Raw genomic sequence first — 22657 nt, forward strand, 5'->3', positions numbered from 1 at the left:
ATAAGCCAGGGCTGGCGAAAATGTCCGCAGAGTAGCTAAGGGTAAAACATTTGTAACATCTAACCGCAGAACAGTACGCTGAGCAACCGCTTTTCATGCACAAGCGGCCGAAGCGCATAAAATAAAAAAACCCGGCATTCCGCCGGGTTAGCTTGAAAACCGATGATAACTTTGCGGTATTAACGCATTACGCGATCGCCGCGTGATACCCCGACGATGCCGGAACGCGCCACTTCAACGATTTCCGCCACTTCGCGCACGGTGTTGAGGAACGCGTCGAGTTTATCGCTGGTGCCGGCCAGCTGAACCGTGTACAGCGTCGGCGTCACATCGATGATCTGCCCACGGAAAATTTCCGCGCTGCGTTTTACCTCTTCACGACCGTACCCGCTGGCCTGAATCTTCACCAGCATGATTTCACGCTCGACGTAAGCGCCCTGCCCCAGTTCGCTGACGCGCAACACGTCCACCAGCTTATGCAGCTGCTTTTCGATCTGCTCCAGCACTTTCTGGTCGCCCACGGTCTGAATGGTCATACGCGACAGGGTAGGATCGTCGGTCGGCGCGACGGTCAGGCTCTCAATGTTATAGCCGCGCTGGGAAAACAGCCCCACCACGCGCGACAATGCGCCGGATTCGTTCTCCAGCAGAACTGATAAAATACGACGCATAATTAAGTCCTCTCCGTTTTGCTCAACCACATCTCATCCATCGCGCCACCGCGAATCTGCATCGGGTAGACGTGCTCGCTGCCGTCCACCGTGACATCCACAAACACCAGACGCCCTTTCGCCAGCGTGTCGAGCGCCAGCTGCAGCTTCTCTTCCAGCTCAGCCGGATGCTGAATCGCGATGCCCACGTGGCCATAGGCTTCCGCCAGGCGCACGAAGTCCGGCAGCGATTCCATATAGGATTGTGAATGGCGGCCGGAGTAAATCATGTCCTGCCACTGTTTCACCATGCCGAGGAAGCGGTTGTTCAGGTTCAGCACCAGCACCGGCAGGTCATACTGCAGCGCGGTCGACAGCTCCTGAATGTTCATCTGGATACTGCCGTCGCCGGTCACGCAAATCACGGTTTCCTGCGGCAGCGCCATCTTCACGCCGAGTGCCGCCGGCAGGCCAAAGCCCATGGTGCCGAGGCCGCCGGAGTTGATCCAGCGGCGCGGTTTATCGAACTGATAGTAAAGCGCGGCGAACATCTGGTGCTGGCCGACGTCCGAGGTCACATACGCCTCGCCGTGCGTCAAACGACAAATAGTTTCGATTACCGCCTGCGGTTTGATTTTGTCGCTGGTACGGTCAAATTCCAGGCACTTGCGGCTGCGCCAGCCTTCAATGCTCTGCCACCAGTCACGCAGGCTGTCGAGCTCCTGCTTCGCCTCGCTCTGCGCCAGCAGCTCCAGCATCTGCGTCAGCGTCTGTCTGGCATCGCCGACAATCGGAATATCGGCGCTGACGGTCTTGGAAATCGAAGTCGGGTCGACGTCAATGTGCATCACGGTGGCATTCGGGCAATACTTCGCCAGATTGTTGGTGGTGCGGTCGTCAAAGCGTACGCCGATACCAAAGATCAGATCGGCATTGTGCATGGTCATGTTGGCTTCATAGGTGCCGTGCATACCGAGCATGCCCACACACTGGCGATGCGAGCCCGGGAACGCGCCCAGCCCCATCAGCGAGGTGGTGACCGGAATATTCAGCTGCTCTGCCAGCTGCAGCAGTTCCGCCTCGCAGCCTGAAGTAATGGCCCCGCCGCCGACGTAAATTACCGGCTTGTGCGCCGCCAGCAGCGTCTGCAGCGCGCGCTTAATCTGGCCTTTGTGGCCCTGCAGCGTCGGGTTGTAAGAGCGCATGCTGACAGTTTCCGGCCACACGTACGGCAGCTTGTTGGCCGGATTCAGAATATCTTTTGGCAGATCAATCACCACCGGTCCCGGACGACCGCTGGCCGCCAGCCAGAAGGCTTTTTTCAGCACCGTCGGGATCTCTTCGGTGCTTTTCACCAGGAAGCTGTGCTTCACCACCGGACGCGAAATCCCCACCATGTCGCACTCCTGGAAGGCGTCATAGCCAATCAGCGAGGACGGCACCTGACCGGAGAGGATCACCAGCGGAATGGAATCCATATAGGCGGTCGCAATACCGGTGATAGCGTTGGTGGCGCCAGGACCTGAGGTGACCAGCACCACGCCGACTTCGCCGGTCGCGCGCGCCAGGCCATCCGCCATATGTACGGCGCCCTGCTCGTGGCGCACCAGCACGTGGTCAATACCACCGACCGTTTGCAGCGCATCATAAATATCGAGCACCGCACCGCCCGGATAACCGAATACCTGCTTAACGCCCTGATCGATTAACGAACGGACGACCATTTCGGCTCCTGACAACATCTCCATTTTCTGCCTCCAGGCTTGAGAGCCAGCTGCGCCAGCAAACGCTATCCTGCGTGCCGCTCGCATCTGTCCCTTTATTGCCAATTAAGATCAAAACCTTATGTTTATGCTCAGAAGACGCCATTCATTTCGTCTTCCAGGTACAGGGAATCTACCTGCGTGGATTCTTTTGAGAGTAGGTCGATTACCATAACCGCAGAAAACCCGGCCTGCAAACGTCATAAGGCGGCACGGCGCTGTCAGTGGCAAAAAAGGCACTGACGCGTGATTATCGCCCGGGAGGAATAAACTAATGCGATGGCATATGGACAGAGGAAAATGCTGGTTTGCAGATTATTTACAGCGTGTTGTAAGAAATATGATTTTCATATTGCCAGCGTGTTTAGCCCACAATTTTTTCCGTTACCGCGTTTCTGGCGTGATTAACTCTTAAATCCCTCTTCCACATCACAATCTGCTAAGCAACAAGCTTTATCTTGTTTTTCCACCTGACGAATAAGCCTTACTAAAAACATATAATTCAGCAACTTAAAATTACCCGCCTTTTTTAAAAGATTTTTTAAAGTGGCATAACGCGCTAAGCCACCGTTAATTAATGGCAATGCTCTGTGATGACCGATAATCCCAGCACATCGCCCTTTTCCGGCCAGAGAAATACCCTTTCACTTAGGGTTGACATCGCCAGGCGAATCCAGTACCAATATGTGCAGCACTCATTTTACGAGGTTTGATTCATGTCACGTTCTTTTCGTCTACTCGGTCTACTACTTAACGCATCCAGTTTGCGCGGTAGACTCGTGGGCGAAATCAACAACTGATTCGAACCTGCTGAAAGTTAAAAAACCCGCGCCACTGCGCGGGTTTTTTTATGCTCGTAGCACCGGCGAAGTCAATGCAAAAGGAAGATGACCATGAGCCAGCAAGTAATAATTTTCGATACCACTCTGCGCGACGGCGAACAGGCATTACAGGCCAGCCTGAGTGTTAAAGAAAAACTGCAGATCGCCCTGGCGCTGGAAAGGATGGGCGTGGATGTAATGGAAGTCGGTTTTCCGGTCTCTTCGCCGGGTGATTTCGAATCCGTGCAGACTATTGCCCGGACCATCAAAAACAGCCGCGTGTGTGGTCTGGCGCGCTGTGTCGAGAAAGATATCGACGCGGCTTACGAATCGCTGCGCGTGGCCGACGCCTTCCGTATTCACACCTTTATCGCCACTTCGCCGATGCACATCGCCACTAAACTGCGCAGCACGCTGCCGGAAGTGATTGAACGCGCGGTGCACATGATTAAGCGGGCGCGCAACTATACCGATGACGTTGAGTTCTCCTGCGAAGACGGTGGTCGTACGCCGATTGACGACCTGTGCCGCATGGTAGAAGCCGCGATCAACGCGGGCGCCACCACCATCAATATTCCGGATACCGTGGGCTATACCCTGCCGGGAGAGTACGCCAACATTATTGGTCAGCTGGTACAGCGCGTACCCAACATCGACAAAGCGATTCTGTCCGTTCACACCCATGACGATCTGGGTATGGCGACCGGTAACGCCATTGCGGCAGTGCTGGCCGGTGCGCGTCAGGTCGAAGGCACGCTGAACGGCCTGGGCGAGCGCGCCGGTAACTGTGCGCTGGAAGAGGTGATCATGGCGATCAAAACCCGTCAGCAGATCATGAACGTGCACACCAATATCAATCATCAGGAAATCTACCGCACCAGCCAGATTGTCAGCCAGATCTGCAACATGCCGATCCCCGCCAACAAAGCGGTGGTCGGTTCCAACGCCTTCGCCCACTCCTCCGGCATTCATCAGGATGGCGTGCTGAAGAACCGCGAAAACTACGAAATCCTGACGCCAGAATCGATTGGCCTGCACAAAATTCAGCTGAACCTGACGTCCCGCTCCGGCCGTGCCGCCGTGAAGCACCGTATGGAAGAGATGGGTTATAAAGAGTCCGATTACAACCTGGATACGCTGTACGACGCCTTCCTCAAGCTGGCGGACAAAAAAGGCCAGGTGTTCGATTACGACCTGGAAGCGCTGGCCTTCATTAATAAGCAGAATGAAGAGCCGGAGTACTTCCAGCTGAACGAATTCAACGTGCAGACCGGCTCCAGCGTCACCGCAACGGCGTCAGTGCAGCTGGGCTGCGGCGAAGAGGCCAAAGCCGACGCCGCTACCGGTAACGGTCCGGTTGATGCCGTCTACCAGGCTATTAACCGTATCACCGGCTTCGATGCTGAGCTGGTGAACTACAAGCTGACCGCGAAAGGCCACGGCGAAAACGCGCTGGGTCAGGTCGATATCGTGGTCAACTACAACGGGCGTAAATTCCACGGCGTGGGCCTGGCGACCGATATCGTCGAATCCTCGGCGAAAGCGATGGTGAATGCCCTGAACAACATCTGGCGGGCAAAGCAGGTCGAAAAAGAATTGCAGCGTAAATTTAAAGATCAGAAGGAAACGGTGTAACTATGACTCAGTCTTATCATATTGCGGTAATGCCAGGCGACGGAATCGGTCCGGAAGTGATGGCGCAGGCCATGAAAGTTCTCGACGCGATTCGCGCGCGCTTCGATATGCGCATCACCACCAGCGAATATGATGTCGGCGGTATCGCCATCGATCGTCACGGTGAACCTTTACCCGCCGCCACCGTGGCCGGTGCTGAGCAGGCTGATGCCATTCTGTTCGGCTCGGTCGGCGGTCCAAAATGGGAACATCTGCCGCCGGCCGGCCAGCCTGAGCGCGGTGCGCTGCTGCCGCTGCGTAAACACTTCAAACTGTTCAGCAACCTGCGCCCGGCGGCGCTGTACAAAGGTCTGGAAGCATTTTGCCCGCTGCGCAGCGACATCGCTGCCCGCGGCTTTGATATCCTGTGCGTGCGTGAGCTGACCGGTGGCATCTATTTCGGCCAGCCGAAAGGCCGCGAAGGCAGCGGCGCGCATGAACGCGCTTTTGATACCGAGGTCTATCACCGTTTTGAAATCGAGCGTATTGCCCGCAACGCCTTTGAAGCTGCGCGCAAGCGCCGTAATAAAGTGACTTCTGTTGATAAAGCTAACGTGCTGGCGACCTCGGTGATGTGGCGTGAAATCGTCAACGAAGTGGCAAAAGATTATCCGGATGTGCAGCTGAGCCATATGTACATCGACAACGCCACCATGCAGCTGATTAAGGATCCGTCGCAGTTTGACGTTTTACTCTGCTCGAATCTGTTTGGTGACATTCTGTCGGACGAGTGCGCGATGATTACCGGCTCGATGGGCATGCTGCCTTCGGCCAGCCTGAATGAAGAGGGATTCGGCCTGTTCGAACCGGCGGGCGGTTCCGCACCGGATATTGCCGGCCAGAACATCGCCAACCCGATTGCGCAGATTCTGTCGCTGGCGATGCTGCTGCGTTTCAGCCTGAATGCTGATGCCGCTGCGGATAGCATTGAGCGCGCGGTAAGCCGTGCGCTGGAAGCGGGCCATCGCACCCGTGATTTGGCCGGTGACGGCCCTGCCGTGAGCACCGATGAAATGGGCAGTATCATTGCCGGTTACATCAGCGAGGAAAAATAACAAAATGAAAAGCTTATACCAGAAGTTATTTGATGCACATGTCGTTCACGAAGCGCCAGACGAAACGCCGTTGCTGTATATCGATCGTCACCTGATTCACGAAGTCACCTCGCCGCAGGCGTTTGACGGTCTGCGTGCGCACGGCCGTAAAGTGCGCCAGCCGTCGAAGACCTTTGCCACCATGGACCACAACGTTTCCACCCAGACCAAAGACATCAACGCCTCGGGTGAAATGGCACGTATCCAGATGCAGGAGCTGATGAAGAACTGTGCTGAGTTCGGCATTCAGCTGTATGACCTGAACCACCCGTTCCAGGGCATTGTGCACGTGATCGGTCCTGAGCAGGGCATGACGCTGCCGGGCATGACCATCGTTTGCGGCGACTCGCACACCGCAACGCACGGCGCCTTCGGTTCCCTGGCGTTCGGTATCGGCACCTCCGAAGTGGAGCACGTGTTCGCCACCCAGACCCTGAAACAGGGCCGGGCGAAAACCATGAAGATTGAAGTGCTGGGCGAAGCTGCGCCGGGTATCACCGCCAAAGACATCGTACTGGCGATCATCGGTAAAACCGGCAGCGCCGGCGGCACCGGTCACGTGGTTGAATTCTGTGGCCCGGCGATTGAAGCGCTGAGCATGGAAGGGCGCATGACGCTGTGCAACATGGCGATTGAGATGGGCGCCAAAGCGGGCCTGGTAGCACCGGATGACACCACGTTTGCCTATCTGAAAGACAAGCAGTTCGCGCCGAAGGGCGAGCAGTGGGAGCAGGCGGTGGCTTACTGGCGTACCCTGAAGTCCGACAGCGACGCGCAGTTTGACGCCGTCGTGACGCTGAATGCTGCCGATATCGCGCCGCAGGTCACCTGGGGCACCAATCCGGGCCAGGTGATGGCCGTGGATCAGGCCATCCCGAATCCGGCCTCGTTTACCGATCCGGTTGAACGCGCTTCTGCCGAGAAAGCGCTGGCCTATATGGATCTGCAGCCGGGCATCAAACTGACTGAGGTAGCGATCGATAAAGTGTTTATCGGTTCCTGCACCAACTCACGTATCGAAGATCTGCGCGCGGCTGCCGCGATCGCCAAAGGCCGCAAAGTGGCGCCGGGTGTGGTTGCGATGGTGGTGCCAGGTTCTGGTCCGGTGAAAGCGCAGGCTGAAGCCGAAGGCCTGGACAAAATCTTCCTCGAAGCCGGTTTTGAGTGGCGTCTGCCGGGCTGTTCAATGTGCCTGGCGATGAACAACGACCGTCTGAATCCGGGCGAGCGCTGTGCCTCAACCAGTAACCGTAACTTTGAAGGTCGCCAGGGTCGCGGCGGTCGCACCCATCTGGTGAGCCCGGCGATGGCTGCTGCGGCGGCGGTAACCGGTCGTTTTGCCGACATTCGTGAATTGACTCAGGGAGCTTAAGCCATGGCGAACAAATTTACCCAACACACCGGGATTGTGGCCCCGCTGGATGCCGCAAACGTCGACACCGATGCCATCATCCCGAAGCAGTTTTTGCAGAAAGTGACGCGCACCGGCTTTGGCGCGCACCTGTTCCACGACTGGCGTTTTGATGATGACGCCGGCACCCAGCCTACCGCCAGCTTCGTGCTGAATAAGCCGGAGTTCAAAGGCACCAGCATCCTGCTGGCGCGCGAGAACTTTGGCTGCGGCTCCTCGCGTGAACATGCGCCGTGGGCGCTGACCGACTTCGGTTTTCACGTGGTGATTGCGCCGAGTTTCGCCGACATCTTCTACGGTAACAGCTTTAACAACCAGCTGCTGCCGGTGAAGCTGAGCGAAGAGCAGGTCGATGAGATGTTCAAACTGGTGGCCGCGCAGCCGGGCATCCGCTTCACCGTGGATCTCGAAGCGCAGACCGTCACCGCCGGCGACAAGGTTTATAGCTTTGAAATCGACAGCTTCCGCCGTCACTGCATGATCAACGGCCTCGACAGCATTGGCCTGACGCTGCAGCATGAAGCGTCCATCGCCAGCTACGAATCCAGCCAGCCAGCGTTTCTGCGTTAAGGTTACCCGGTGCGCAGCAAGGCGCACCCTACAGCAAACGCGTCAGTAATTTGGTCGCCATTGATGGCGACCTTCAATCTCCACACCGCCCTCACCGCGCATCGCGCACCCGCGCCGCCAGCACCAGCGCCACCACCGCCATCACTAACGCCAGCCAGTACACCGACTCATGACCAAAGCGCTCACTCAGTATCCCCTGGATCAGGCCGGCGATAATCAACCCGGTTGAAATCGAGGTGGTGAACATGGTGGTCGCCGCACCGGCGCGCCCCGGCATCAAATCCTGAAACCACAGCATGCCAATACCGGCGATGATGCCGATAAACGCGGCGTTAAACAGCTGCAGCACCATCAGCGCGGTTTGAGAACGGAACAGCACCAGCCCGAGATAAAACACAATCGCCGCTACCAGCGCCAGCAGCATCAGCTTGCGCTTGCCGTAGCGCTTCGCGTAATGGCCGGCCAGCAGCATGATCGGAATCTCCAGCCCGGCGGCGGTGCCCATCAGCAGACCCGCCAGCTTCTCCGGCAGGCCAAGGGTTGCGCTGATATACAGCGGCATATCAATGATATACATGGTATTACACGCCCACATCACCACCGAGGCGATAAACAGCAGCCGCACCTGGCTGTCTTTCCACGGGCTGAGCTGCATCAGCACCTGCTCCGGCGTGGCGGCGATGCGCGGCACCGAGGGCAGCGTGCGCCAGATCAGCAGCATACTCAGCAGAAAAATCACCGCCGCCACGCAGAATAGCGTGACGAAGCCGTAGTTGAGCGCCAGCGCGAACGACAGCGGCGGCCCAATCACCCACGCCAGCGACAGCTGCGCGCGCATCACCGAACTGAACATCACTACTTCACGCGCCGACTGATCGGCATATTCACGCGCCAGCGCGAAGATCTGCGGAATCGCCACGCTGGCCAGCGCCGACAGCAGCACGCCGAGGGTGATGAGCGTCAGATAGTGACGGTTAAAGGCAAACAGTAACGCGTTGGCCACCGCCATCAGGCAGCAAAACAGGATCAGATGACGGCGATCGCCACGGTTATCCGAACGCTTCGCCATCAGCAGGCTGATCACGATCCCGGCGACGGCGTTGATGGTAAAGAACAGGCCGACCCAGAACGGCCGCACCTGCACCTCGCGCGTCAAAAACAGGCTGAGCGTCGGCGCCTGTAACGCCCCCGCCACGCCGACCATAAACGACACCGCCATAAAGGAGAGGTAAACCGGATTCAGGCGGCGCGGCCGCGATAACAGCGATTTCATGCAGAAATCCCTTTGAGGAAAAAGACCGGGAAAAAACAGCGTAGAAGATTCCACAGCAAAACGAAAAAAGCCAGCAGAGAAAAACTCCGCTGGCGGTGAAATTGCACCCTACTCAGAAAAGGTTCCACGTCGGCGGAACCGCTGGCAGAGCGCCATTCATTGCTGAATGCCTCCCGCTCTTCCATTGCCCGCCAGTATGCCTCTAATATGGGGCAGGAAAAACTGAGCGAAGTCGAGAAGGAGTTCCCCTTTTATGTCCTCTGCGCGTCTGCAACAGCAATTCATTCGCCTGTGGCAACACTGTCAGGGCCAGGATCAGGAAACCACGCTGAGCGAGCTTGCCGAACTGCTGCACTGCTCACGCCGCCACATGCGTAACCTGCTGAACGCCATGCAGGCGGCGGGCTGGCTGATCTGGCAGGCTGAAGCCGGTCGCGGTAAACGCTCGCTGCTGAGCTTCTGCTACACCGGACTGGCGCTACAGCAGCAGCGCGCCGAAGACCTGCTGGAGCAGGATCGCATCGACCAGCTGGTGCAGCTGGTGGGCGATAAAAACCAGGTGCGGCAGATGATTGCCGCGCACCTTGGCCGCAGCTTTCGCCAGGGCAAGCATATATTGCGCGTGCTCTACTACCGGCCCCTGCCTAACCTGCTGCCCGGCTCGCCGCTGCGCCGTTCAGAAACCCATCTGGCGCGACAGATATTCAGCGGCCTGACGCGTATAAATGAGGAAAAGGGGGAAATCGCCGCCGACATTGCCCATCACTGGCAGCAAACCTCTCCGCTGCACTGGCGCTTCTTCCTGCGGCCGGCAATCCGCTTTCATCATGGTCGCGAGCTGGAGATGGAGGATGTCATCGCCTCGCTGGAACGGGTGCGCAGCCAGCCGCTGTTTTCGCATATCGACCAACTGCACTCGCCGGCGCCGTGGACGCTGGATATCCATCTCAGCCAGCCGGACTGCTGGCTGCCGTGGCTGCTGGCCAGCGTCAGCGCCATGATTCTGCCGCGTGAATGGCCGACACTGCGCCACTTCGCCCGTCAGCCCATTGGCACCGGTCCGTACAGCGTGGTGCGCAATCAGCAAACCCAGCTGAAAATCGCCGCGTTTGATGACTACTTCGGCTACCGCGCGCTGATTGATGATGTCTCGATCTGGGTGCTGCCGGAGATCAGCGATGAGCTGGTCTACGCCGGTGTAAAACTGGAAGGCGAAAACGACGACGAAAAATCGGAAGAGAGTCGCCTCGAAGAGGGCTGCTATTTTCTGCTGTTCGATCAGCGCTCTGAACGCGGTCGCGATGCTGGTTTCCGCCGCTGGGTGAGCGATCTGCTTAACCCTATCGCGCTGCTCAATCATGCCAGCGTCGGCTATCAGCGCTACTGGTTCCCGGCTTATGGCCTGCTGCCGCGCTGGCACCATCGGCGCGATATCACCCCAGCCCACAAGCCCGACGGCGTGACCCAGCTGACGCTCAGCTGGTACAGCCACCATGTCGAACACGAGGGCATCGCCAATGCGCTGCGGCCGCTGCTGGCGCAGCAGGGCGTCGAGCTGATTACCCGCGAAGTGAGCTACGAAAGCTGGTTCGACGGCGCGGGTGAAAGTGATATCTGGCTGGGCAGCGTCAACTTTACCCTGCCGCTCGACTACGCCCTTTTCGCTCAGCTTTATGAGCTACCGCTGATGCATCACTGTATCCCGCTCGACTGGCAGGCCGACGCCGCGCGCTGGCGTGAGAAAGCGCTGCCGCTGGCGGAGTGGAGCAAACAGCTGGTAAACAGCGACTATCTGCATCCGCTGTTTCATCACTGGCTGCTGCTGGAGGGCCAGCGCAGCATGCGTGGCGTGCGGCTGAACACGCTCGGCTGGTTTGACTTCAAGTCCGCCTGGTTCGCCCCGCCGGAGCTGTAAGAAGGGCAGCATGAGACAACACGACCGGCAGGTGAACCTTTCGCGTTGTCCTGTAAATGTCTAGAATATGTCGTTCTCAACGGGGTGCCGGTTAACTGGCTGAGAGAGACCCGTCGAACCTGATCCGGCTCGTACCGGCGTAGGGATTTGAGATGCTCCGCCCTCAGATCCTTTGCGACGCAACCTTACCTTCTCCTTAAGGAACGCAAAGTGTTAAATAAAGTTCTGCCCCTATTGCTGCTGATCGCGGCGCCGGCTCTGGCGGCCAAACCCGTCCTCACCGTGTATACCTACGACTCGTTCGCCGCCGACTGGGGCCCCGGTCCGGCAGTGAAAAAAGCTTTTGAGGCCCGGTGCGGCTGTGAGCTGAACTATGTGGCGCTGGAGGATGGCGTATCGCTGCTCAATCGCCTGCGCATGGAAGGAAAGAACAGCAAGGCCGACGTGGTGCTGGGGCTGGACAATAACCTGATTCAGGCGGCGGAAAAAACCGGCCTGTTCAGCAAAAGTACAGTGGATACCCGCGGGCTACAACTGCCGGACGGCTGGCACAATGACACTTTTATCCCGTTTGATTACGGCTACTTCGCGTTCGTTTACGACAAAAACAAGCTGAAGAATCCGCCGCACAGCCTGAAGGAGCTGGTCGAAAGCCCGGAAAAATGGCGGGTGATTTATGAAGACCCGCGCACCAGCACGCCGGGGCTCGGTCTGTTGCTGTGGATGCAGAAAGTGTACGGCGATGACGCGCCGGCGGCCTGGCAGAAGCTGGCCAGCAAAACCGTGACCGTCACCAAAGGCTGGAGCGAAGCTTATGGTCTGTTCCTCAAAGGCGAAAGCGATCTGGTGCTGAGCTATACCACCTCGCCGGCTTACCACATCATTGAAGAGAAAAAGGATAACTACGCCGCCGCGCCGTTCAGCGAAGGCCACTATCTGCAGGTAGAGGTGGGCGCGCAGCTCGCCAGCAGCAAACAGCCGCAGCTGGCGCAGCAGTTCATGCAGTTTATGGTGTCGCCAGCGTTTCAGAGCACCATTCCCACCGGCAACTGGATGTATCCGGTAATTAAAAGCGATTTACCCGCCGGTTATCAGGCGTTGCCGGTGCCTGCTAATGCGCTGCAATACACCCCGACAGAGGTGGCTGACCATCGCGCGGCGTGGATTAGCGCGTGGCAGCGCGCCGTCAGCCGCTGATGCCCGGCTGGCTGCTGCCCGGAGCGCTTAGCGCGCTGCTATTGTGTGCGGTCGCGCTGCTGGCGCTCGGTGCCCTGATGCTCGCCGCGCCGGCCACCGACTGGCGCGCGCTGCTCACTGACAGCTATCTGCACCATGTGCTGGCGTTCTCCTTTGAGCAGGCGCTGCTGTCAGCGCTGCTTTCGGTGCTGCCGGCCATTCTGCTGGCCCGCGCGCTCTATCGCCGCCGCTTTACCGGCCGCACGCTGCTGCTGCGCCTGTGCGCCATGACGCTGGTGCTGCCGGTGCTGGTCGCCGTATTCGGTCTGCTGAGCGTCTATGGGCGCAGCGGCTGGCTGGCGCAGCTGTGCGCTGCCGTCGGTATCGACTATCACTTCTCGCCTTACGGCCTGCAGGGCATTTTGCTGGCGCACGTGTTCTTTAATCTGCCGCTGGCGACGCGCATGCTGCTGCAGGCGCTGGAGAGCATTCCCGGCGAGCAGCGCCAGCTGGCGGCGCAGCTCGGTCTGCGCGGCTGGTCGCTGTTTCGCCTGCTGGAGTGGCCGTGGCTGCGCCGTCCGCTGCTGCCAACGGCGGCGCTGATCTTTATGCTGTGCTTCGCCAGTTTTGCCACCGTGCTGGCACTGGGCGGCGGTCCGCAGGCCACCACGCTGGAGCTGGCCATTTATCAGGCGCTTAGCTTTGATTACGATCCCGGCCGCGCCGCGCTGCTGGCACTGTTGCAGCTCGGCTGCTGTCTGCTGCTGGTGCTGCTCAGCCAGCGCTTCAGTAAAGCGATTCCGGCCGGTAGCCAGACGGTGCGCGGCTGGCGCGATCCGCAGGATTCCTGGCGCGCACGCGTCGCGGATACGCTGCTGATTACGCTGGCGCTGCTGTTACTGCTGCCACCGCTGGCGGCGGTGCTGGTCGACGGCTTACGCGGCGGCATTGCCGGCGCGCTGCAACAGCCCGCGCTGTGGCAGGCCACGTGGACGTCGCTGCGTATCGCACTCGGTGCCGGTGTGCTGTGCGTGCTGCTGACCATGATGCTGCTGTGGAGCAGTCGCGAACTGCGCCAGCGTCAGCAGCGCTTCGCCGCGCAGGCCATGGAACTCAGCGGAATGCTGATTCTGGCGATGCCGGGCATCGTGCTGGCGAGCGGGTTCTTTCTGCTATTCAACGCCACCGTTGGCCTGCCGCAGCGTGCCGATGCGCTGGTGATCTTCACCAACGCGCTGATCGCCATCCCCTACGCCATGAAAGTGCTGGAAAATCCGATGCGCGATCTCAGCGCGCGCTACGCTCAGCTGTGCGCCTCGCTGGGCATCAGTGGGTTTACTCGCCTGCGGCTGATTGAACTGCGGGCGCTGAAACGTCCGCTGGCACAGGCGCTGGCCTTTGCCTGCGTGCTGTCGATTGGGGACTTCGGCGTGGTGGCGCTGTTCGGCAGCGCCGATTTCCGCACCCTGCCGTTTTATCTGTTCCAGCAGATTGGCGCCTATCGCGGTGCCGATGGCGCGGTGACCGCGCTGCTACTGCTGCTGTTATGCCTGCTGCTGTTTACGCTGATGGAAAAATTACCGGGTCGCCATGCTGACACTGAATAACCTTACTTATCTCTACCAGCATCTGCCGATGCGCTTCAGCTTTAGCGCACAGGCTGGTGAACGTCTCGCCATTCTCGGCCCGAGCGGCGCGGGCAAAAGTACCCTGCTGAGCCTGCTCGGCGGCTTTCTGCCGGTGAGTCAGGGCAGCCTGCTGATCGATGGCGTCGACCACACCCGCAGCGTGCCTTCCGCGCGACCGGTATCGATGCTGTTTCAGGAGAACAATCTGTTTCCGCACCTGACGGTGCAGCAAAATCTGGGGCTGGGCCTGCATCCCGGCCTGAAGCTGACGCGCCAACAGCAGCAGCAGGTACAGCAGATTGCGGAGCAAACCGGGCTGGAATCGATGCTGACGCGTCTGCCCGGCCAGCTCTCCGGCGGTCAGCGCCAGCGCGTGGCGCTGGCGCGCTGCCTGCTGCGTAATCAGCCGGTACTGCTGCTGGATGAACCGTTTTCGGCACTCGATCCGGCGCTGCGCAGCGAGATGCTGCAGCTGGTGCGCGCGGTGTGCGAGGCACGCACTATCACGCTGCTGATGGTGTCGCACAGTCTGGAGGATGCGCAGCAGATTGCGTCACGCAGCCTGGTGATTGTTGACGGTCGGGTGTACTGGGATGGCAGCACCGCCAGCCTGCTGCGCGGCGAGAGCCCAGCGGCCGCCATCCTTGGCGTATCACCGCGTTAAGCGAAGAATACCTTCCACAGCAGCTGCAGGAAAATCGGCATCATCGGGTGGAACAGCAGCGCAATAAAGGCACCCACGCCGATGAGCGCCATCAGCGGAGCCAGCCAGCGCAGCCGCGCCAGTGGCAGATAAGGCGTGGCCCAGTCGACGCTTTTGCCGCTGCGCCACCAGCGCCACAGCAGCCAGCCGCCGATCCACAGCAGCAGCGCCACCGCCAGCAGCAGCCATTTGAAGCTGTCGCCCTGCGCCGCCTGCGGCACGTCGATCGCCACGCCCGCCAGAATGCCCGGCATCAGGTAAGCCGGCGGCCACAGGATGCAGCCGATAATGTTCGGCGGCAGGAATTTACGCACCGGCAGCTCCAGCATGCCGGCCGCCAGCGGAATCAGCGGACGCGTCGGTCCGACAAAGCGCCCCACGAGGATGGTAAACATGCTGTGCTGATGCAGCGCGTGCTCGGTTTTATCCAGCAGCCCTTTGTATTTTTGCAGGTATTTCCAGCGGTGCAGCGGTCCCTGGAATTTCCAGCCAATGCCGTACGACACCCAGTCGCCAATCAGACACCCGGCCAGCCCAGCGGCCCACGCCGGATAGAGCCCGATTTGTCCGCTGCCCACCAGTGCGCCGAGGCTGGCCATCAGGACCGTTCCCGGCAGCAGCAGGCCGACAAACGCCAGCGACTCAAGAAAGGTCACCAGCGCCACGGCAATCAGCGCGTACTCCAGCGATTGCGTAAACAGGTGTTGGATCCAGGCTTCCATAACTATCCTCTGCGGAATATAGAGGCTGGATTGTCCTGAGACAGCCCCACAGCGTCAAGCAATTCCCCGCGCTGCCGCACGCCCGCGCCGCGCGGACGACGGCACCACCGGCAGTACACTGTATAAACATCCATGATATACTGAAATGAATTCATTCTCCGGAGTTAACGTGACCGAACCGCGCGCAGGATTTTTGCTGACTCGCCACTGGCGGGATACCCCGACCGGCAGCGAGGTGGTGCTGTGGCTGGCCACCGACCAGGGCCCGCAGCGCCTGGTCCTGCCTGTGCAGGAGTCAGTGGCGTTTATTCCCCGGGAGTTCCAGGCGCAAACCGAAGCGCTGATTCGTGACGAGCGCCATACGCGCCTGCAACCGCTGAATCTGAAAGATTTCCGGCGCCGACCGGTGCTGGGACTCTATTGCCGCAGCCACCGGCAGTTGCAAAGCATCGAAAAACGCCTGCGTGAAAACGGCATTGCGGTGTATGAAGCAGATATCCGCCCGCCGGAACGCTACCTGATGGAGCGCTTTATCACGGCACCGGTGTGGTTCAGCGGCGAGCCGCGTGGCGACAGCCTCGTCAACGCGCGCCTCAAGCCGCATCCCGATTACCGTCCGCAACTGAAATGGGTGTCGCTCGACATCGAAACCACCGAGCACGGCGAGCTGTACTGTATCGGGCTGGAGGGCTGCGGCCAGCGCCAGGTGTATATGCTCGGCCCGCCGAACGGTGATGCCAGCCAGCTGGATTTTGAACTGATTTACCTCGACAGCCGGCCACAGCTGCTGGAGCAGCTTAACGCCTGGTTCGCCCGTCACGATCCCGATGTCATCATCGGCTGGAACGTGGTGCAGTTTGACCTGCGCGTGCTGCAAAAACATGCCGACCGCTACGGTATTCCGCTGCGTCTTGGCCGTCAGCAGCAGCCGCTGGAGTGGCGCGAGCACGGCTTTAAGCCCGGCGTGTTCTTCGCTCAGGCCAGCGGCCGGCTGGTGATTGACGGGATCGAGGCGCTGAAATCGGCGTTCTGGGACTTCGCCTCATTTAGCCTGGAGGCGGTGTCGCGCGAGCTGCTGGGCGAAGGTAAAGCCATCAACAATCCGTGGCAGCGCATGGAAGAGATCAACTGGCGCTTTGCCCACGACAAACCGGCGCTGGCCACCTACAATCTGAAGGATTGCGAGCTGGTTACGCGTATTTTCCAGCACACCGCCATCATGCCGTTTTTGCTGGAGCGCGCCACCGTCAATGGCCTGGCGGTGGATCGCCACGGTGGATCGGTGGCGGCGTTCAGCCACCTGTATATTCCGCGAATGCACCGCGCCGGCTTTGTCGCGCCTAATCTCGGCGAAGTGGCACCGGAAGCCAGCCCTGGCGGCTACGTGATGGATTCGCGCCCCGGACTGTATGATTCGGTGCTGGTGCTGGATTACAAAAGCCTCTATCCGTCGATCATCCGCACCTTTCTGATTGATCCGGTCGGGCTGGTTGAAGGCCTGGCGCATCCGGACGACGCCGATTCGGTTCCCGGTTTTCGCCACGCGCGCTTTTCGCGCCGCACCCACTGTTTACCGGCGATTGTCGGGCAGATCTGGCAGGGGCGCGAGGCCGCCAAACGCGATGGCAACCAGCCGCTGTCGCAGGCGCTGAAGATCATCATGAACGCTTTTTATGGCGTACTCGGCACCAGCGCCTGTCGCTTTTTCGATCCGCGCCTTGCTTCGTCAATTACCCTGCGCGGTCACGCCATCATGCAGCAAACGCGTGAGCTGATTGAAGCCGAAGGTTTTGACGTGATTTACGGTGACACCGATTCTACTTTTGTCTGGCTGAAAAGCGCCCACAGCGAAGCCGATGCCGCCGCGATCGGCCAGCGGCTGGCCGGGCACGTGAATCGCTGGTGGCAACAGCATCTGCAGCAGACTTACGGTCTCGACAGCGCGCTGGAGCTGGAGTATGAAACCCACTTCAGCCGCTTCCTGATGCCAACCATTCGCGGCGCCGAACAGGGCAGTAAAAAGCGCTACGCCGGACTGATTCGCCGCGACGGCGACGAGCGGCTGGTGTTTAAGGGGCTGGAGTCGGTGCGCACCGACTGGACGCCGCTGGCGCAGCAGTTCCAGCAGACGCTGTATGGCCGCATCTTCCGCGGTGAACCCTGGCAGGACTACATTCGCGACACGGTGGCACAGCTGCTGGCCGGTGAGCTGGACGATCTGCTGGTGTATAAAAAGCGCCTGCGCCGGCCGCTGAAAGATTACGAACGCAACGTGCCGCCCCACGTGCGTGCCGCGCGCCTCGCCGATGAACATAACCGTAAACTGCAGCGTCCGCTGCAGTATCAGAACGGCGGATCGATCCGCTACGTCATGGCCACCGCGGGGCCGGAGCCGCTGGAAGCGCGCAGCACGCCGCTGGATTACGATCACTATGTCAGCAAACAGCTACAGCCGATCGCCGAAGGGATTTTACCGTTTGTCGGTGATGACTTTGCTACACTGATCACCGGGCAACTGGGGCTTTTTTGACAGGTGACGAATGCCCTGCCATCCAGTACCATAGCGCCCTTCCTGATTCTCACCGCGTGCACCAGCTGACCAGATAACTGTCTGGCGGTGGGGTATTGTCTGAGAGCAGGTGAACGTCTTTCTATCTTTTAGAGAATCGAGCAAAAAATATATGGTTTTTACACTGGGTCAACGCTGGATTAGTGATACGGAAAGTGAGCTGGGACTGGGGACAGTCGTGGCGCTGGATACGCGCATGGTCACACTGATGTTTCCCGCCACCGGCGAAAACCGCCTCTATGCCCGTAATGATTCTCCGGTCACCCGCGTGATTTTTAATCCGGGTGATACCGTCACCAGCCATGAAGGCTGGCAGATGCAGGTTGATGAAGTCCGCAACGAAAACGATTTAGTGACTTACATCGGCACGCGTCTTGATACCGACGAAAGCAACGTGGTGCTGCGCGAAGTGATGCTCGACAGCAAACTGGTGTTCAGCAAGCCACAGGATCGCCTGTTTGCCGGCCAGCTGGACCGCATGGATCGCTTCGCCCTGCGCTTCCGCGCACGCAAATACCAGAGCGAACAGTATCGCCTGCCGATTAGCGGCCTGCGCGGCATGCGCACCAACCTGATTCCGCACCAGCTGCACATCGCGCATGACGTCGGTCGCCGTCACGCGCCGCGCGTGCTGCTGGCCGATGAAGTCGGCCTCGGTAAAACCATTGAAGCCGGTATGATTATTCAGCAGCAGCTGCTGGCCGGACGCGCCGAGCGCGTGTTGATCGTGGTGCCGGAAACCCTGCAGCATCAGTGGCTGGTGGAAATGCTGCGCCGCTTCAACCTGCGCTTTGCCCTGTTCGACGACGATCGCTACACCGAAGCGCAGCACGACAGCGACAACCCATTTGATACCGAGCAGCTGATTATCTGCTCGCTGGATTTTGTCCGCCGCAATAAGCAGCGGCTGGAGCTGCTGGCCGAAGCTGACTGGGACCTGCTGGTGGTTGACGAAGCGCACCATCTGGCGTGGAGCGAAGCCGCGCCGAGCCGCGAATATCAGGTTATCGAACAGCTGGCGGAAAAGACCGCCGGCGTGCTGCTGCTGACCGCGACGCCGGAACAGCTCGGCATGGAGAGCCACTTTGCCCGTCTGCGTCTGCTGGACCCGAATCGTTTCCACGATTTCGCGCAGTTCGTGGCCGAGCAGCAGCACTACCGCCCGGTGGCAGACGCCGTCAGTACGCTGCTGGCCGATCACGCCATCAGCAAAGACGAGATGAACCTGATCAACGACCTGGTCGGCGAGCAGGATATTGAACCGCTGCTGCAGGTGGCGAACAGCGATCGCGACGGCAAAGACGACGCGCGCAAAGAGCTGATTTCGATGCTGATGGATCGCCACGGCACCAGCCGCGTGCTGTTCCGTAACACGCGTAACGGCGTGAAGGGTTTCCCGAAACGCGAACTGCATCAGATTCGCCTGCCGCTGCCGGCGCAGTATCAGACGGCGATTAAAGTCTCCGGCATTATGGCGGCGCGCAAAACGGCGGAAGAGCGCGCGCGCGACATGCTGTATCCCGAGCAGATTTATCAGGAATTTGAAGGCGACAGCGGCACCTGGTGGAACTTCGACCCGCGCGTTGAGTGGCTGATGGGCTACCTCACCAGCAACCGTAAAGAGAAAGTGCTGGTGATTTGCGCCAAAGCGGCCACTGCGCTGCAGCTGGAGCAGGTGCTGCGCGAGCGCGAAGGCATCCGCGCCGCGGTGTTCCATGAAGGGCTATCGATTATCGAACGCGACCGCGCGGCCGCCTTCTTCGCTTCGCAGGAAGATGGCGCCCAGGTGCTGCTGTGTTCGGAGATTGGCTCGGAAGGGCGTAACTTCCAGTTCGCCAGCCGGCTGGTGATGTTCGATTTACCGTTTAACCCGGATCTGCTCGAGCAGCGTATCGGCCGTCTCGATCGTATCGGCCAATTGCATGACATCCAGATTCTGGTGCCGTGGCTGGAGAAAACCGCCCAGGCGGTGCTGCTGCGCTGGTACCACGAAGGGCTGGACGCGTTTGAGCACACCTGCCCGACCGGCCGCACCATCTACGACAGCGCCTACCCGCAGCTGATTGAGTATCTGGCCGCGCCGGACAACCCGCAGGGGCTGGACGACTTTATCGCCCAGAGCCGCAAACAGCATGATACGCTGAAGGCGCAGCTGGAGCAGGGGCGCGACCGTCTGCTGGAGCTGAACTCGAACGGCGGCGAAGCCGCGCAGACGCTGGCCGATGCCATCGGCGAGCAGGATAACGACACCGAGCTGGTGAACTTTGCGCTCAACCTGTTTGATATCGTCGGTATCAACCAGGAAGATCGCAGCGATAACCTGATCGTCCTGACGCCGTCTGACCACATGCTGGTGCCGGATTTCCCCGGCCTGCCGGAAGATGGCTGCACCGTAACCTTTAACCGTAACCAGGCGCTGTCACGCGAAGATACCCAGTTCATTACCTGGGAACATCCGCTGATTCGCAACGGCCTCGACCTGATTCTCTCCGGCGACACCGGCAGCTGTGCGCTGTCGCTGCTGAAGAACAAGGCGCTGCCGGTGGGCACGCTGCTGGTAGAGATGATCTACGTGGTCGAAGCGCAGGCGCCGAAACACCTGCAGCTTACCCGCTTCCTGCCGCCCACGCCGGTCCGCCTGCTGATGGATCGCGCCGGAAATAACCTCGCCGGGAAGGTGGAGTTCGAAAGCTTTAACCGTCAGCTCAACGCAGTCAATCGCCATACCGGCAGCAAGCTGGTGAACGCGGTGCAGCAGGATGTGCATCACATTCTGACGCAGGCGGAAAAAGTCATCGTGCCGGAAGCGCAGGCGCTGATTGCGGCGGCCAAAGCCGAAGCCGATGAGAAGCTGAGCGCCGAGCTGTCGCGCCTCGAAGCGCTGAAAGCGGTCAACCCCAACATCCGTGATGATGAGGTTGATGCGCTGGAGAGCAACCGCGAGCAGGTGCTGGCCAGCCTCGGCGAGGCCGGCTGGCGGCTGGATGCGCTACGTCTGATCGTTGTGACACACCAATAATCGCTGAGGCCGCGCTGAATCATGCTGATGGAACCCTACAATCCGCCGCTCGACCCCTGGCTGCATATTCTGTATCAGGACGAGCACATCATGGTGGTTAACAAGCCGAGCGGTTTGCTGTCGGTGCCTGGCCGCCTTGAGGAGCACAAGGACAGCGTGATGACGCGCATCCAGCGTGATTTTCCGCAGGCGGAGTCGGTGCACCGGCTCGATATGGCCACCAGCGGTGTGATTGTGGTGGCGCTGACCAAGGCGGCCGAGCGCGAGCTGAAGCGGCAGTTTCGCGAGCGCGAGCCCGCGAAGCAGTACGTGGCGCGCGTCTGGGGACATCCGGCGGCGGAACAGGGCATGATCGATCTGCCGCTGATTTGCGACTGGCCTAACCGGCCGAAGCAGATGGTGAGTGTAGAGCTGGGTAAGCCGGCGCAGACGGAGTATCAGGTGCTGGCGTATGACGCCGATAACAGCGCGCGGGTGCAGCTGAAGCCGATCACCGGCCGTTCACATCAGCTGCGCGTGCATTTGCTGGCGCTGGGGCATCCGATTCTCGGCGATCGCTTCTATGCCCATCCCGAGGCGTTAGCCATGGCGCCACGCCTGCAGCTGCACGCCGAATCGCTGACCATTACCCATCCGGCGTTTGGCAACAGCATGACGTTTCGCCAGCCGGCCGATTTTTAAGGGGCCGCCGCCCCTTATTTAAAGCCCTTCTCTTTGCGAATCAGGTCGTACGCGGCCTGAATCTCCTGCGCTTTCTGCTTCGCCATCTCCATCATCTCCGGCGGCAGACCTTTCGCCACCAGCTTATCCGGATGGTGCTCGGCCATCAGCTTGCGGTAAGCGCGCTTGATGGTGGTGCTGTCGTCGCTGCTTTTCACCCCCAGCACGCTGCAGGCATCTTCCAGCGTCGGGCCACGTTTCGCCTGCTGATAAGCGCCGCCGCCGTACGACGAACCGCCACCAAACTGCTGACCGCCCTCCATCATGCGCAGGAACTGGTCGAACTGCGCGCGGGAAATCCCCAGCTCTTCCGCGATGACGTATAGCACCTGACGCTCGTTGGGATGCAGCGAACCATCAGCAAACGCCGCCTGGATTTGAATTTCCAGAAACATCCGAATCAGATCGAAACGGCCAAAGCAGGCGCTGCGCAGCTCGCGCAGTTTATTACGTAACGGATATTCGCTCTGCTTACCTTCACGAAACGCACGCTGCGCCGCGGTACGCGCCTCGCCATGCAGCTGCATGCGATCCATAAATAAAGAGGCAATCTGGATATCCGCTTCGGTGACGCGCCCTTTTGACTTGGTCAGATGGCCCATCACCTGGAACGTGGTGCTGAAGAACAGCGTCTGACGCGCCTGATTATTGGCGAAGTAGCCCTGTCCTTTTACGCTGCGCACTTTGTCAAACAGATGACCAATGATCAGACCCAGTACGATGCCCCAAAAGCCTGCTCCGGAAAGTAAGCCGAGAGCCAGACCAATAACTTTTCCCCAGTAGCGCATAAACTCCTCAATTCGCCATGCTTGCGGCTGAAAATTGCATTATCATACCTGTCATTTATCTCCGCGCCTAACGGCAACGCAGGCAGAGCAGGATTAACACTGGCGCAACGCCGGGCGGTACGTTAGTCTCTGTCCGGATTGTCGGCATGATGCCAGTTTTC

18 protein-coding genes and 1 riboswitch are annotated in these 22657 nt (G+C 59.6%); of the genes, 12 read left to right on the forward strand and 6 right to left on the reverse strand.

The window, feature by feature from the left end; translation table 11 throughout:
• Nucleotides 1-179: 179 nt before the first annotated feature.
• From ilvN to AC6I79_RS15770, 3 genes are all read right to left on the reverse strand, one after another.
• Nucleotides 180-671, reverse strand: a complete 492-nt coding sequence (gene ilvN, locus AC6I79_RS15760) for an acetolactate synthase small subunit (RefSeq protein ID WP_010615603.1) — start codon at nt 669-671, stop codon at nt 180-182.
• Nucleotides 672-673: 2 nt separating this feature from the next.
• Nucleotides 674-2398 (reverse strand): acetolactate synthase 3 large subunit, encoded by a 1725-nt coding sequence (gene ilvI / locus AC6I79_RS15765; protein ID WP_264249454.1) that lies wholly within the window; start codon nt 2396-2398, stop codon nt 674-676.
• A gap of 419 nt (nt 2399-2817) precedes the next feature.
• On the reverse strand, nt 2818-2997 hold the full coding sequence (locus AC6I79_RS15770) for a hypothetical protein (RefSeq protein WP_125308878.1): 180 nt from the start codon (nt 2995-2997) through the stop codon (nt 2818-2820).
• 132 nt (nt 2998-3129) lie between these two features.
• Between AC6I79_RS15770 and leuL the strand changes: the two genes are divergently transcribed.
• The 5 genes from leuL to leuD all read left to right on the forward strand — a co-directional run bounded on the left by leuL (nt 3130) and on the right by leuD (nt 7983).
• Nucleotides 3130-3213: a leu operon leader peptide gene (gene leuL, locus AC6I79_RS15775; RefSeq protein ID WP_125308910.1), complete on the forward strand. Its 84-nt coding sequence runs from the start codon at nt 3130-3132 to the stop codon at nt 3211-3213.
• A 93-nt stretch (nt 3214-3306) separates the two neighbouring features.
• Entirely contained in the window at nt 3307-4869 is a 1563-nt protein-coding gene (leuA, locus tag AC6I79_RS15780) for a 2-isopropylmalate synthase (protein WP_021507571.1), read from the forward strand.
• A 2-nt stretch (nt 4870-4871) separates the two neighbouring features.
• Nucleotides 4872-5963: a 3-isopropylmalate dehydrogenase gene (gene leuB / locus AC6I79_RS15785; RefSeq protein ID WP_058759633.1), complete on the forward strand. Its 1092-nt coding sequence runs from the start codon at nt 4872-4874 to the stop codon at nt 5961-5963.
• Nucleotides 5964-5967: 4 nt separating this feature from the next.
• Entirely contained in the window at nt 5968-7374 is a 1407-nt protein-coding gene (gene leuC, locus AC6I79_RS15790; RefSeq protein WP_275026361.1) for a 3-isopropylmalate dehydratase large subunit, read from the forward strand.
• Nucleotides 7375-7377: 3 nt separating this feature from the next.
• The gene (gene leuD / locus AC6I79_RS15795; protein ID WP_058759635.1) at nt 7378-7983 is read left to right on the forward strand and encodes a 3-isopropylmalate dehydratase small subunit; all 606 of its coding nucleotides are present in this window, start codon (nt 7378-7380) and stop codon (nt 7981-7983) included.
• Between the two features lie 91 nt (nt 7984-8074).
• On the opposite strand, the gene AC6I79_RS15800 is transcribed toward leuD, so the two are convergent.
• The gene (locus AC6I79_RS15800) at nt 8075-9256 is read right to left on the reverse strand and encodes an MFS transporter (protein ID WP_058780435.1); all 1182 of its coding nucleotides are present in this window, start codon (nt 9254-9256) and stop codon (nt 8075-8077) included.
• Nucleotides 9257-9509: 253 nt separating this feature from the next.
• Here AC6I79_RS15800 and sgrR point away from each other — a divergent pair, with 253 nt between their 5' ends.
• The 4 genes from sgrR (at nt 9510) to thiQ (ending at nt 14639) form a co-directional block, all read left to right on the forward strand.
• Nucleotides 9510-11171 carry an HTH-type transcriptional regulator SgrR gene (gene sgrR, locus AC6I79_RS15805; protein WP_498027371.1) on the forward strand — a complete coding sequence of 554 codons (1662 nt, stop codon included), beginning with the start codon at nt 9510-9512 and terminating at the stop codon, nt 11169-11171.
• A 70-nt stretch (nt 11172-11241) separates the two neighbouring features.
• Nucleotides 11242-11335: riboswitch (TPP riboswitch) on the forward strand.
• A gap of 46 nt (nt 11336-11381) precedes the next feature.
• Nucleotides 11382-12368, forward strand: a complete 987-nt coding sequence (gene thiB / locus AC6I79_RS15810; RefSeq protein ID WP_159377314.1) for a thiamine ABC transporter substrate binding subunit — start codon at nt 11382-11384, stop codon at nt 12366-12368.
• The gene (thiP, locus tag AC6I79_RS15815) at nt 12344-13954 is read left to right on the forward strand and encodes a thiamine/thiamine pyrophosphate ABC transporter permease ThiP (RefSeq protein ID WP_498027372.1); all 1611 of its coding nucleotides are present in this window, start codon (nt 12344-12346) and stop codon (nt 13952-13954) included. Before thiB ends, thiP begins: the two co-directional genes overlap by 25 nt.
• Nucleotides 13938-14639, forward strand: a complete 702-nt coding sequence (gene thiQ, locus AC6I79_RS15820) for a thiamine ABC transporter ATP-binding protein ThiQ (protein ID WP_125308886.1) — start codon at nt 13938-13940, stop codon at nt 14637-14639. The genes thiP and thiQ overlap by 17 nt, the downstream gene beginning before the upstream one ends.
• On the opposite strand, the gene AC6I79_RS15825 is transcribed toward thiQ, so the two are convergent.
• Nucleotides 14636-15400 (reverse strand): DedA family protein, encoded by a 765-nt coding sequence (locus tag AC6I79_RS15825; protein ID WP_021507580.1) that lies wholly within the window; start codon nt 15398-15400, stop codon nt 14636-14638. The two genes, thiQ and AC6I79_RS15825, sit on opposite strands and share 4 nt — an antisense overlap.
• 169 nt (nt 15401-15569) lie before the next feature.
• Between AC6I79_RS15825 and polB the strand changes: the two genes are divergently transcribed.
• The 3 genes from polB (at nt 15570) to rluA (ending at nt 21669) form a co-directional block, all read left to right on the forward strand.
• Nucleotides 15570-17930, forward strand: coding sequence for a DNA polymerase II (gene polB / locus AC6I79_RS15830; protein ID WP_498027373.1), 2361 nt, complete (start codon nt 15570-15572; stop codon nt 17928-17930).
• A gap of 151 nt (nt 17931-18081) precedes the next feature.
• A complete protein-coding gene (rapA, locus tag AC6I79_RS15835; protein WP_498027374.1) occupies nt 18082-20988 on the forward strand; it encodes an RNA polymerase-associated protein RapA in 2907 nt (968 codons plus the stop codon).
• A gap of 21 nt (nt 20989-21009) precedes the next feature.
• Complete coding sequence (gene rluA, locus AC6I79_RS15840; RefSeq protein WP_021507583.1) at nt 21010-21669, forward strand: bifunctional tRNA pseudouridine(32) synthase/23S rRNA pseudouridine(746) synthase RluA; 660 nt, start codon at nt 21010-21012, stop codon at nt 21667-21669.
• A gap of 14 nt (nt 21670-21683) precedes the next feature.
• Here the strand turns inward: rluA and djlA are convergent, their stop codons facing one another.
• The gene (gene djlA / locus AC6I79_RS15845; RefSeq protein WP_021312869.1) at nt 21684-22496 is read right to left on the reverse strand and encodes a co-chaperone DjlA; all 813 of its coding nucleotides are present in this window, start codon (nt 22494-22496) and stop codon (nt 21684-21686) included.
• Nucleotides 22497-22657 lie beyond the last annotated feature (161 nt).

Source organism: gamma proteobacterium symbiont of Scutellera amethystina (assembly GCF_059730845.1).